Here is a 12,119-nt window from a genome sequence, read left to right on the forward strand (position 1 = left end):
CCTAATTTTATTTACTTATCCTATTTACAAGATACATAAAAGTACCACTATTAGTATCATCAACTTTAGAATATTCTTTCCAATTTATAGGATATATCCTAGTTAATACTATAGGTGCTTCCATTCCACGCATTGTTCCTTTTCCTGTATTAGAGGACCAATATATTTAGTTTTGAGCCACATAGTCCAAAGCTCTAACAGGACTATCATTTTTCTTAACCGGTACTTTTAAAACTGTACCAGGAACTAATGCACCAGAGTCATCAATTTTGTTGAGTTCCTTCATAGCATATACCATTTCACGAACATCCATATCTTTATGAGCTGTGCGAGCTGCAATATCCCACATCGTATCACCTCCTTGTACTTTTACTTCACGGATAGCATGTGTGTTTGCTTCTGTTACAGGATTTGTCATATTATAGCCGAATAAGATTGTTAAGCACATTCCTACCATCATCAATATATTTTTCATCTCATACCTCACATTTACATCGAACATAATATCTGAGAACATTTGTTTGTTTACATGCTTATATTAGCACACGAACGAATGTTCGGTCAAGTGTTTTAGAACAAATGTTTGCAAAAACTTTTAAAATTGCCTATAATAGGTATATAAGATAAGTAATTATCTTATGTTTTTATTATATAGTACGAAATGAGTAAATTTTTACGCATATACATATTGATATTATTTTGACATTACATTGACTATGGAGGTTCATCGTGAGACGCCCTGCTACAGATATTAATACAAAACAGCTCCGTATATTAGATTTTATTAAGGACTCTTTACATAATGAATATCGTTGTCCAACTGTTCGAGAAATCTGTACCCATGTAGGCCTTAGTTCTACTTCTACTGTGCAATCTCATTTGAATGCTCTTGAAAAGTTTGGTTATATTAAACGGGATCCTAATAAAAATCGCACTATTACAGTACTAGAGGATACAAAACCTTCTATTTCTGTAGATGGTAATGAAACATCAAGTTCTGATAATTTTGAGTTCTTAGGCGCTGGTTTAAAACAAGTTCCTCTTATTGGTACTGTACAAGCAGGTATGCCTATTACAGCGGTAGAAAATTTAGAATCTACTCTTACATTACCTGTTCAATTAACTGGTGATTCTGACTGCTTTTTACTACGCGTTCAAGGCGAATCCATGATGAATATTGGTATGTATGAAGGTGATATGCTCATTGTACGCCATCAAAATACGGCTAATAATGGTGATGTTGTTGTGGCACGTATCGATGATGAAGCTACAGTAAAACGTTTCTATAAAGAAAATGGTCACATTCGTTTGCAACCAGAAAATGATGATTTCGATCCAATCATTGTAGATGATTGTCATATTGAAGGTCTTGTCATTGGTCTTGTACGAGATAGAATATAGAAAAAACCGGCAACTTATGGTTGCCGATTTTTTATTTTAGGCTATAACTGTTAGTAACTAATAGAAGAATTATAAAACAAAACCAGTAACTACAATGTAGCTACTGGTTTTATAGTTATTAATATATTATTGTAAATATTCCGCTAATGCTTTATCAATATATGCTGCTTCATCAGCAGTTGGATCACACATTGGTAAATTAAATGCACCAGCAGGTAAACCTATTTTACGGACTGCATATTTAACAGGAATAGGATTTGTAGTAATAAACATAGCTTTTATGATATCCGCTAAGCTTTGGTGAATACGAAGTGCTTCGTGATTATGACCAGATTCATAAGCTTGAATCATCGCATTCATATCTTTGCCCGCTACATGAGAAACTACGGATACAACACCGCATGCTCCCACAGATAGCATTGGTAATGTAAGACCATCATCTCCACTATATACCATGAAGTCGTCCTCAGGCATTAAGCGTTTGATTTCAGATGCAATCATAAGATTGCCACTAGCCTCTTTAATGGCGCATACATGTGGATACTCACTATGTAGTTGTGCTAGTGTTGTTGGGAAAATGCCTGTTCCAACACGGCTTGGTACATTATATACCATGATTGGCAGTGTAGTAGCCTCTGCAATAGCTTTAAAGTGTAAGTATTGACCTTGTTGATTTGGCTTATTGTAGTAAGGTACTACAACTAATAAACCATCGATTCCATCAATTTTAGATACTTCTTTTACAAAGTCTACAGAAGATTTTGTGTCATTTGAACCTACATTAGCAATAATAGATCCTTTATGACCACATTCTTTAGCGATAGCTGTAAATAATTCTAATTTATCCTCTTTTGACATGGATGGATTTTCCCCTGTTGTACCGCATACAACGAGTCCATCAGATCCATTATCTAATAAATGATGAGCAATAGCTATACTATTTTCTATGTTAAGGGATCCATCATTATTAAATGATGTAATCATAGCCGTTAATACTCGACCAAAGGTTTTCATATCTGTCCTCCCCTTGATAGATTAAAATGCTTGTTTTTCTACCAAGTACTCAGCAATTTGCAACGCATTAAGTGCTGCACCCTTACGAATTTGGTCCCCTACAATCCAGAAATTCATACCTTTGTCGTTATATAAATCTTTACGAATACGGCCGATTTCACAGTCGTTTTGATTAGACGTATATAATGGCATAGGATAAATTTGTTCTGCAGGATTATCTTTTACTTGTAAACCAGGGAATTTTTCACATGCTGCTTTGAAAGCTTCTACAGAAACTGGTTCAGCTGTTTCTACTAAAACAGATTCAGAGTGGGAACGATACACTGGAACACGTACAGTAGTTGGTACTACTTGAATTGTGTCGTCATGAAGAATTTTTTGTGTTTCATTGACCATTTTCATTTCTTCTTTTGTGTAATCATTGTCCAAGAACACATCAATTTGTGGCAATAAGTTAAATGCTATAGGATAATGTTTAGGGGCAGATCCTGTTGGCAATAAGTTTGCAGTCATTTCTTCGCCAGCAGTATATTGTTTTACCTGGTTTTCAAGTTCTTCAATACCCTCTTTACCAGCACCTGATACTGCTTGATATGTACTTACAACGATACGTTTAATTGGAGAAATATCATGTAGTGGTTTTAAACCTAAGCTCATAATAATAGTAGAGCAATTTGGGTTAGCAATAATACCTTTATGTTTTAAGATATCTTCTGGATTTACTTCCGGTACAACTAGAGGTACTTCAGGATCCATACGGAATGCACTAGAGTTATCGATAACAATTGCACCACGTTTAGCAGCTTCTGGTGCTAATGTTTTAGAAATAGAACCACCTGCAAATAATGCGATATCAATATTTTCAAAGGATTCTGGCTTTGCTTCCTCTACTACATATGTTTTTCCATTCACTGTAAGTTCAGTACCTGCAGAACGAGCAGATGCCAACAATTTTAAATTTTCATATGGGAAATTACGCTCTTCAATAAGTGTAATAAATTCAGCACCTACTGCACCAGTAGCACCAAGAATTGCAACATTAGGTTTTTTCATTACTATATCTCCTTGCTCTAATATTATAAATAATGCTCTAAGCCGTATGTTAAACCAGTTTTAGCACTAATTTTTTTACATGCTAATACTACACCTGGCATAAAGGAAAGTCGGCTTAAACTATCGTGACGAATTGTTAACGTTTCATCATAGCCACCAAATAGTACTTCTTGGTGAGCTACGTAACCAGGTAAACGAACGCTGTGGATTGTTACGTCATCAACCTTAGCGCCACGAGCACCTGGTAAACTTTCACGAGTCAAATCCTCATCAGGCGTTGCATTCGCCGCTTGTTTAGCTTCGTTAATTAATTTAGCTGTTAAAATAGATGTACCAGATGGGGCATCGTATTTATGGTTATGATGTAATTCAATAATCTCTACATTAGGGAAATATGGTGCTAATTCTGCAGAAACCTTCATCATCATAACTGCACCAAGAGAGAAATTAGGTGCTACAAGGCAGTTTGCATTATTTTGGCGACCAATAGCATCTAATTCGTCACGTTGTTCCGCAGTTAAACCTGTAGTACCAATAACTACATGAATACCTGCAGATAACATTTTTTTAGCATTTTCATAAATAACAGCAGGATTTGTAAAATCTACAATTACATCAGGTTTATTAGTATCTAGAACCTCATCGATGGAGGCATTCATTGTAATTCCTAATTGTTCGATGCCCGCTACGGAGCCTACATCTTGACCTGCCTTAGTAGGATCGATACCGCCTACTAATGTTAACTCAGGATCATTATGTACTGCTTTGACTACTTCGCGGCCCATTTTACCGCCAGCGCCATTTACCATTACTCGAATCATATATACCTCCAAAAAAGCCAGTGGATGCATCCACTGGCCTTATAGTTTATATAGCTTATAACTGTTACTAAAAGCTCAATGATAGCACTCCACCAATTCAAATTGATGACAGTCGTCCATTTATTAAATAGACAACCAGAACGATGAGTCGCAATCACCGAACTTCGGCAAGCATCCCTTTTATCATGGATCAATGCATGCCTACTCCTCATGATTACTATTTATACTCGCACCTCTATCAACATATTCACTTAATACTATTAGTATAAGTAATTATGCGATTTTAGTCAATTAAAATGGGCAATTAGTTCTTTTGCCGCTGCTAATGCTGTTGAGGACATACCTCGACCAGACATCATGGAAGCGATTTGCGTAACGCGTTCATCCTCATTAAGTACAGATAATGTTGAAACTGTACGGTCATCTTGCTCTATTTTAGACAAGTGATAATGTTGCTTAGCAATACTCGCAGTTTGAGGTAAATGAGTGATACAGAATACTTGATTAGTTTTAGATAGATGTAGAATCTTTTCAGCTACTTTTAACGCTATATCTCCACTGATACCAACATCGATTTCATCAAATACCATTGTTTTGAAAGTGTCAGTACGGAATACAGATTTGAAGGCTAGCGCAATACGAGCTAATTCACCACCAGAGGCTACCTTGTGAAGCGGTAATAATTGCTCCCCTTTATTGGCAGAAAATAGTAGTTCAATTGATTTAGCACCTAAAGGAGATAATCCTTCGCCATCCTCTATATGGAACTGAATATCACCTTTTGGCATTCCTAAATCTACTAATTCTTGATGTAATGCACTAGCTATAGCTGTTGCATTTTTTTGACGAATGTCATGTAAAACCGTTAAAGCCTCTTCTGCCACTTTTTGCGCTTTATGAAGACGATCCTCTAATTCATCTTGTGCAAATACAAGGCTTTCAAGTTCTTCTAAACGGGCTTGTGCTTTTTCTTCGTATGCTAGAATTTCTTCTATGGTTTCACCATATTTTTTCTTTAACCCATAAAGTAATGTGTCACGATCTTGGCAATACTTATAGCGCTCTTCATCATAGCTGATAGTATCTCTGTAGCGATCTAATGATTGGGCTGCTTCCTCTAATTGAAAATAAGCAGAGTCAACCATTTCAGATACTTCCTTTAATTCACTATCATACTTTACAAGATCATTAACCTCTACCTTGATAGAGTTAATAGTGTCTAGTAATGGTTGGCGTCCATTATAGAAGGCGTCATAACAAGAACCTAATACCTTATCAATATGCTCAAAGCTATCAAGACGTTTTAATTCTTCTGCAATAGAGACATCTTCACCCATAGTGAGACCGGCTTCTTCAATTTCATCAATTTGATATCGTAGCATATCGAGCTCACGTGCTCGTTCAGACATATTTTCTTGTAAGTGATCCACATCTTGTTTAGCTTGCTTATATACTTTATAAGCATCTAAATAGGCCTTATAAGCTACTTGCCCTTCTTTATTATACGTATCCAAATATTCATGATGAGTATCTGCATCTAACAATCGTTGATTGCTATATTGACCATGAATATCTGCTAAATGTTGACCAATTTCTTTTAATGCTTTTAATGGTATAGGTTGATCATTAGCTAAGATAGTAGATTTACCATTGCGATTAAATGAACGGGAGAGAATTAATTCCCCTTCTTCAACCATAATATTTTTAGATTCTAATAGCTCTTGTATACTTTGGTGATTGGCAATATCAAATATTCCATCTATAACAAAACTATCTTTACCGTGACGAATGAACTCGCTGCTTGCGCGTTCTCCCAAAAGGATACTAAAGGCATCCATTAATATGGATTTCCCTGCCCCAGTTTCGCCGGTAAAGATAGTTATGCCATCATTAAATGAAATATTCATTTGCTCAATCAACGCAAAGTTGCGAATGCTCATTTGCGTTAACATCTATTTAGTCCTTCATTAAATCTTGAATTTTAGCTAAAATCGCTGGAACTTCAGCTTCAGATTTTGCAATTAACAAAATTGTATCATCACCAGCTAATGTACCAATAATTTCAGACCATTTTGCATGGTCAATGGAAAATGCTACGGATTGAGCTGAACCAGGAATTGTATGTAATACAACTTGATTTAAGCTGTGATCTACCTTAATTAGAGAATCTTGGAATAATCGATTGATTCGACTACGAGATAGAACTACATTTTCTTCTGGAGATAATGCATATCGATAGTGTCCATCGCCTGTAGGAATTTTGATTAACATCAATTCCTTAATATCACGAGAAACTGTAGCTTGCGTTACTTCAATACCTTCTTCTAATAAGGCCGCTGCTAATTCCTCCTGAGTTTCAATCGCCTTGGACTGCACGATTTCTTTGATTTTGTTATAGCGATAGCGTTTCATTTTGAACTCCCTTTTTTAAACCTTGCACATAAAAGAGAATAGTATCTTTCTGCTATTATTATACCATATATTCATAATTAATATATGGTATAAATTGCATGTCTCATACTAGTTATGCATATTATATTAATATTTAAAATATTGTTAATTTTCTATATACTGATAGCGTATAAACACATATCCTATAGGCTTCATCTATTTATATGAAATTAATAATTTAAAATTAGAAGATTATACATGTATAAATAAAAGCCCCTATAAAGGGGCTTTTACATATTTCTTATGACTTTTATTCATAATGAATAAAGATATATTTCGTTTTATCGTTTTTGCAATATGAATAACTCAGGTGGATTATTGATTTGATTCATTGGATGCCAATGACATACATTATACAATTTTTGTTCTAAATCTGATAAATACGATTTAAGCATCTGCATTTCTTCAAACCCTTCTGTTGTTCCAGGGTAAGCAACAATTGTGATAACTCCAGACTTCGATAATTTTTCTAAGCCTTCATTTATGGCATCAATAGTTTGATGCGGTTTAGTTATAACTTGATGATCACCACCTGGTAAATAGCCTAGGTTAAAGATCATTAAATCAATAACTTCATCTTTTAATTGATTAGCTAATGCACGATCATGGGAGTCATGAATAAATGTTAGACTTACATCTTGTGCTATATCATTTGACTGCAATAACTCTTGGCTGCTATTAATCGCTTTCATTTGAATATCGATGCCATATAAATGACAGCCCTTTTTTGCTCGTTCTGCCAAATATAGTAAATCATGGCCATTACCACATGTTGCATCTACTACTATATTAGCGTGTTTCATTACTCGATCCCAGATTAAATGTTGAAACTGAACAGCATTGTTAATGTTAATCACAAAATCACCCCACTTGAGATTTTAGTATTACAACAACTCGTCACGACGAGATGCTAGTTTTTTAAATAATGTACCGAAGAAACATTGATCTTTAAAACGTACGAATAAACAATATACAGGATTAGAGCTTATATGTAGTGTTTCTTTATTGGTAAACGTATAGTCAAATGTACCGTCTATACAGATATGTAATTGTGGTTCACGTTCTGGCATCGTGATTTGAATTGTATCATGCTCTTCTAATACAAGTGAAACACCTTGAATCAGATGTGGCGCTACAGGTGTAACAATAATGGATCTATTATCAGGCTTCATAATAGGACCACCTGCAGATAGATTATATCCCGTAGACCCAGTTGCAGAGGAAATAATCAAGCCATCTGAAGGATACATTTGTGTATGTTGATTATTGATAGACATGTTAATACGTGCCATTTTTGCTGGTTCAGCACGGGTAATAACGATTTCATTAATTATAGGTACTAATTCTTCTTCATTACCATTATTTCGGTCAATATATGCATATAAATGTCCACGTTTTTCTATATTATAATCACCATTTGCAATACGTTTAATATGACTTTGCATTTGATGAACTTCAATTTGGTTTAAAAAGCCGAGTTCACCAAGGTTAATACCACAAACAGGTACATTATATGGGTAAATTTGTCTTGCCAAATGGATGATGGTACCATCACCACCAAAACTAAAGGCAATATCAATTTGTTTAAAGATTTCTGGACGACTTAAAATGTGAGTTTCAGGAATCTTAAGTACTCGTGCAGGTGCATCTGATTCGAGATCATCTGGCAAAAATACTTCGATACCTTCATCTTTACAAATATGTGCAGCCATTTTTAAAACTGCCATAATATTGCTTTTCCCCATGTTTGGGAAGAATCCGATACGCATAGTAATCTCCTATAATGAATGGGCTTCTGCAACCACTGTATCAATTAAAGCATCATCAATGGCTAAAGCCCCTTCTTCGTACTTTTTAAAATAACCTAAAAACTCAATATTGCCTTCCATGCCTTTAATTGGTGAGAATGTTAAGCCGTGAATATATAATCCACAATCATGAGCAACGTGTAAGATACGATGTAAAACTTCTTTATGGATTTCAGGATCTCGCACAATACCGCCTTTACCTACATTCTCTTTGCCCGCCTCAAATTGAGGCTTAATCAAAGCAACAAGAGCTCCTGTATCCTTTAATAAGGTAGTTGCAACTGGCAGAACCTTGTCCAAAGAAATAAATGCTACATCAATAGAAATAAAGTCCACAAGTTCACCAAGTTGCTCAGGTGTAACAGTACGGATATTTTGCTTTTCCATATTAATCACACGCGGATCTTGACGCAATTTCCAAGCCAATTGATTATAGCCTACGTCAATGGCAAAGACTTTAGATGCACCATTTTGTAGGGCGCAATCTGTAAAACCACCTGTACTAGCACCTATATCAACCATAACAGCATCCTGTAAGTTGATAGGATATGTTTGAATAGCTTTTTCTAACTTTAATCCACCGCGACTAACATAAGGCAACGTATTGCCCTTTACTACGATATTAGCATCTACAGGAATTTTTGTACCTGCTTTATCAATACGCGTAGTATCCATGAAGATTTGGCCAGCCATTATGGCCGCTTTTGCCTTTTCTCTACTTTCAAAAAGTCCTCGGTTAACGAGGAGTATGTCTAAACGTTCTTTACTGCTCATATAACACCATTATAAATATAATAAAATTGAATACATGCAACAAGAATACCGAGGATTAATCCTCCAAATACCTCTATTGGTGTATGTCCTAATAATTCTTTTAAGGCCTCTTTACGAGTAATGACAACAGGTATGTTTTTCTTTGTAAAATAATCTACAATTTGATTTAGAATTTGAGCTTGACGCCCAGCTTCTAATCGCACCCCAGATGCATCATACATAACTACAATAGAAAATACTAAGGATAGAATAAATAGATCCGAAGCCCCACTTTTTAGATATATAGCCGTAGTTGTAGCGATTACAAAGGATGTATGAGAACTGGGAAATCCCCCAGAGCCTACAAGGCGTTCTGGACGAAATTTACCATGCCGAACTAGTTGCCATACAAATTTGATAGCCTGCGCAGTAAACCATCCCCAAAATGCAGCTTGCGCTATGTAGTTGTGTGCTATTTGTGGTAATATATCAATCATTATTTATACCTTCTTCAGGTAATACCAATTAATTAGTTCGTTCTAAAAGATAATCAATTAGAGCAGATAATATAGATGTATCATAAGAAACAGAGTTTAATGCATCGTGAGCTTGTTTGCCAACTAATAGGGCTTGCTCTTTGGCTCCTTCTAAACCAAGGAAAGATACATACGTCGATTTATGTTGTCGAATATCACTACCAGGAGTCTTTCCTAATTCTTCAATAGTTCCAGTTACATCTAGAATATCATCAGTAATTTGGAATAACAATCCTAAACAATTAGCATATTCCATAAGCGCTTTTCGAGTAGTCGTATCTGCATTGCCTAAAATAAGGCCTAATTCTACTGATGCATTAAATAATGCACCCGTTTTTCCACTGTGTAAAACCTTTAACTCTTCTAGTGGGATATGCTTATTTTCACTGAGCATATCGAAGGCTTGACCACCGACCATGCCTTCCGGGCCTGCTGCAGTAGCTACACATTTAATAGCATCTATTTTTTGCTGAGGCGTAGCAGTTTTATTCTCAGTCATTAGCTGAAAAGCATAAGTCAATAAACCATCACCAGCTAGAATCGCCATACCTTCACCATAAACTTTATGATTTGTTAAATTACCTCTGCGATAATCATCATTATCCATAGCGGGTAAATCATCATGTACTAAGGAATATGTATGGATACACTCCATGGCGCATAGAAATTCCTTATAATCAGCTGAATCTTTATGAAGCATTTCTAACACAGCTTTAGATAAGATTGGTCGGATTCGCTTGCCACCTTGCATTAAGCTATAACTCATGGATTCATAAAGAGGTTTAAATTCTTGATTTGGGCTACTTAAGACCTCACCTAACCATTGTTCAATATGTTGTTTGCTAGACCCTAAATAATCTTTGAACATAGAATCTCCTTATTCGCTGATGCGGACTTCTTCGATAATTTGTTGAATTTCATTTTCAACCGAATCGAGCATTTCTGCACATTCTTTTACTAATGTTAAGCCCTTTTTATATTGAGTTAAGAGTTCAGAGATGGTCATATCACCATCGTCTAATTGTTTCACAATATCCTCTAAGGCTTTATATTTCTTTTCATAATTTTTTAGTGATGCGGCCATCTTTGTGCGCCTCCTTTACCGTAGCATTCACATACCCATCAGCAAGTGTAACTCGTATATCATCCTTTGGATGTAATTGAGTAACAGACGTTATAGGTTTATCATCATGTTCAACCTTTGCAAACCCTTTTACCATCATTTGTAATGGATTAAGAGATTCTAATTGTTGAGCTAATAATGCTAAACTATGTTTCTCTGTATTGCATCGTTCTTTTGTAGCATTAGTTAATGATTGTGAAAGCTCTTGTAAATGCGTTTTCTGTTTATGCAAAAATTGTAGAGCTGGAATACCTAATCTACGATTAAAGAGCAAGGTCAAATCTGTACGTTTCTGCTGTAATGTATAACGTATAAACTCGTGTAGGTATTCTTCTTTTTCTGTTAATTGATCTTGTAGTGTAGTAATAGGAAGTACAGCCATTTCTGCAGCGTGGCTTGGCGTTGCTCCACGAGCATCTGCTACATAATCACATAAGGTATAATCTGTTTCATGACCTACTGCTGAGATAACTGGTGTATTAGCAGTATATATAGCCTCTACAACTGCTCTATCATTGAAGCACCATAAATCCTCCATAGATCCACCACCACGACCAACGATGATAAGGTCTACCTCTGGGTCAGCATCGGCAGCAGCTATACCTCTTGCAATAACAGGTCCTGCAGTATTGCCTTGGACAGGAACAGAGAATAATTTAAATTGCACTAAGGGGTTACGTCTCTCACTAACATGTAAAATATCATGCAATACAGCGCCAGATTGAGATGTAACAATGCCTATGCAACTTGCCATGTACGGAAGACTTTGTTTGTGGCTGTCATCAAAGTATCCTAGCGCCGTTAACTCTCGTTTTAACGCATCAAATTCGAGCTGTAATGGACTTTTAGACCCTATTTGCATATCCGATGCAATAAGATTTAAACGGCCCATTTTATTGTAAAAATTAACAGATGCTTTCACAGTGACTAATAATCCATTTTGAATGGCATTGGCCAGTCCTTTTTGCATAACTGTACTAGACCACATGGTAACATCAATAGCGGATTCTTCATCTTTTAACGAGAAATACATATGACCACTACTATGACGCTTAGCGTTAATAATAGTACCGCTAACATAAAGATTCTTAAGTAGATATTCACGGTCTAAGGTGCGCTTTATAAGATTGTTTAATTGTGTAATGGTTAATACATTCAC

Annotated in this window: 14 protein-coding genes and 1 riboswitch; of the genes, 1 reads left to right on the forward strand and 13 read right to left on the reverse strand. The window is 35.7% G+C overall.

The window, feature by feature from the left end:
- Window positions 1-166 precede the first annotated feature (166 nt).
- A complete protein-coding gene (locus tag KH109_RS02355) occupies window positions 167-475 on the reverse strand; it encodes a LysM domain-containing protein (protein ID WP_123137934.1) in 309 nt (102 codons plus the stop codon).
- Between the two features lie 254 nt (window positions 476-729).
- On the opposite strand from KH109_RS02355, the gene lexA reads away from it, so the two are divergent.
- Complete coding sequence (lexA, locus tag KH109_RS02360; RefSeq protein ID WP_295215378.1) at window positions 730-1,401, forward strand: transcriptional repressor LexA; 672 nt, start codon at window positions 730-732, stop codon at window positions 1,399-1,401.
- Window positions 1,402-1,527: 126 nt separating this feature from the next.
- Here the strand turns inward: lexA and dapA are convergent, their stop codons facing one another.
- The 12 genes from dapA to xseA all read right to left on the reverse strand — a co-directional run bounded on the left by dapA (window position 1,528) and on the right by xseA (window position 12,119).
- The gene (gene dapA, locus KH109_RS02365) at window positions 1,528-2,415 is read right to left on the reverse strand and encodes a 4-hydroxy-tetrahydrodipicolinate synthase (protein WP_295215381.1); all 888 of its coding nucleotides are present in this window, start codon (window positions 2,413-2,415) and stop codon (window positions 1,528-1,530) included.
- Between the two features lie 21 nt (window positions 2,416-2,436).
- Complete coding sequence (locus KH109_RS02370) at window positions 2,437-3,468, reverse strand: aspartate-semialdehyde dehydrogenase (RefSeq protein ID WP_257846530.1); 1,032 nt, start codon at window positions 3,466-3,468, stop codon at window positions 2,437-2,439.
- Window positions 3,469-3,491: 23 nt separating this feature from the next.
- Window positions 3,492-4,289, reverse strand: a complete 798-nt coding sequence (dapB, locus tag KH109_RS02375) for a 4-hydroxy-tetrahydrodipicolinate reductase (protein WP_105094374.1) — start codon at window positions 4,287-4,289, stop codon at window positions 3,492-3,494.
- 74 nt (window positions 4,290-4,363) lie between these two features.
- Window positions 4,364-4,535: riboswitch (Lysine riboswitch) on the reverse strand.
- A 41-nt stretch (window positions 4,536-4,576) separates the two neighbouring features.
- Window positions 4,577-6,241, reverse strand: a complete 1,665-nt coding sequence (recN, locus tag KH109_RS02380; RefSeq protein ID WP_295215385.1) for a DNA repair protein RecN — start codon at window positions 6,239-6,241, stop codon at window positions 4,577-4,579.
- A gap of 4 nt (window positions 6,242-6,245) precedes the next feature.
- Window positions 6,246-6,701 (reverse strand): arginine repressor, encoded by a 456-nt coding sequence (gene argR / locus KH109_RS02385; protein ID WP_024065706.1) that lies wholly within the window; start codon window positions 6,699-6,701, stop codon window positions 6,246-6,248.
- A 320-nt stretch (window positions 6,702-7,021) separates the two neighbouring features.
- Window positions 7,022-7,597 carry a class I SAM-dependent methyltransferase gene (locus KH109_RS02390; RefSeq protein ID WP_060924590.1) on the reverse strand — a complete coding sequence of 192 codons (576 nt, stop codon included), beginning with the start codon at window positions 7,595-7,597 and terminating at the stop codon, window positions 7,022-7,024.
- Window positions 7,598-7,624: 27 nt separating this feature from the next.
- A complete protein-coding gene (locus tag KH109_RS02395; RefSeq protein ID WP_105085621.1) occupies window positions 7,625-8,509 on the reverse strand; it encodes an NAD(+)/NADH kinase in 885 nt (294 codons plus the stop codon).
- Between the two features lie 9 nt (window positions 8,510-8,518).
- Window positions 8,519-9,322: a TlyA family RNA methyltransferase gene (locus KH109_RS02400; RefSeq protein ID WP_119208725.1), complete on the reverse strand. Its 804-nt coding sequence runs from the start codon at window positions 9,320-9,322 to the stop codon at window positions 8,519-8,521.
- Window positions 9,319-9,798, reverse strand: coding sequence for a divergent PAP2 family protein (locus tag KH109_RS02405; RefSeq protein WP_156719130.1), 480 nt, complete (start codon window positions 9,796-9,798; stop codon window positions 9,319-9,321). Before KH109_RS02405 ends, KH109_RS02400 begins: the two co-directional genes overlap by 4 nt.
- A gap of 28 nt (window positions 9,799-9,826) precedes the next feature.
- The gene (locus KH109_RS02410) at window positions 9,827-10,705 is read right to left on the reverse strand and encodes a polyprenyl synthetase family protein (RefSeq protein ID WP_295215392.1); all 879 of its coding nucleotides are present in this window, start codon (window positions 10,703-10,705) and stop codon (window positions 9,827-9,829) included.
- 9 nt (window positions 10,706-10,714) lie between these two features.
- Window positions 10,715-10,921 (reverse strand): exodeoxyribonuclease VII small subunit, encoded by a 207-nt coding sequence (gene xseB, locus KH109_RS02415; protein WP_156719128.1) that lies wholly within the window; start codon window positions 10,919-10,921, stop codon window positions 10,715-10,717.
- Window positions 10,896-12,119 carry an exodeoxyribonuclease VII large subunit gene (xseA, locus tag KH109_RS02420; RefSeq protein WP_295215396.1) on the reverse strand — a complete coding sequence of 408 codons (1,224 nt, stop codon included), beginning with the start codon at window positions 12,117-12,119 and terminating at the stop codon, window positions 10,896-10,898. The genes xseB and xseA overlap by 26 nt, the downstream gene beginning before the upstream one ends.

The organism is Veillonella sp. (assembly GCF_018381775.1).
Classification (GTDB): Bacteria; Bacillota; Negativicutes; order Veillonellales; family Veillonellaceae; genus Veillonella.

Excerpts from the sequence above, each read along its gene's own strand:
- KH109_RS02395 (WP_105085621.1), bottom strand. The coding sequence starts at position 8,509 with ATGCGTATCGGATTCTTCCCAAACATGGGGAAAAGCAATATTATGGCA.
- KH109_RS02410 (WP_295215392.1), bottom strand. The coding sequence starts at position 10,705 with ATGTTCAAAGATTATTTAGGGTCTAGCAAACAACATATTGAACAATGG.
- KH109_RS02405 (WP_156719130.1), bottom strand. The coding sequence starts at position 9,798 with ATGATTGATATATTACCACAAATAGCACACAACTACATAGCGCAAGCT.
- KH109_RS02400 (WP_119208725.1), bottom strand. The coding sequence starts at position 9,322 with ATGAGCAGTAAAGAACGTTTAGACATACTCCTCGTTAACCGAGGACTT.
- recN (WP_295215385.1), bottom strand. The coding sequence starts at position 6,241 with ATGTTAACGCAAATGAGCATTCGCAACTTTGCGTTGATTGAGCAAATG.
- argR (WP_024065706.1), bottom strand. The coding sequence starts at position 6,701 with ATGAAACGCTATCGCTATAACAAAATCAAAGAAATCGTGCAGTCCAAG.
- dapB (WP_105094374.1), bottom strand. The coding sequence starts at position 4,289 with ATGATTCGAGTAATGGTAAATGGCGCTGGCGGTAAAATGGGCCGCGAA.
- xseB (WP_156719128.1), bottom strand. The coding sequence starts at position 10,921 with ATGGCCGCATCACTAAAAAATTATGAAAAGAAATATAAAGCCTTAGAG.
- KH109_RS02355 (WP_123137934.1), bottom strand. The coding sequence starts at position 475 with ATGAAAAATATATTGATGATGGTAGGAATGTGCTTAACAATCTTATTC.
- KH109_RS02370 (WP_257846530.1), bottom strand. The coding sequence starts at position 3,468 with ATGAAAAAACCTAATGTTGCAATTCTTGGTGCTACTGGTGCAGTAGGT.
- dapA (WP_295215381.1), bottom strand. The coding sequence starts at position 2,415 with ATGAAAACCTTTGGTCGAGTATTAACGGCTATGATTACATCATTTAAT.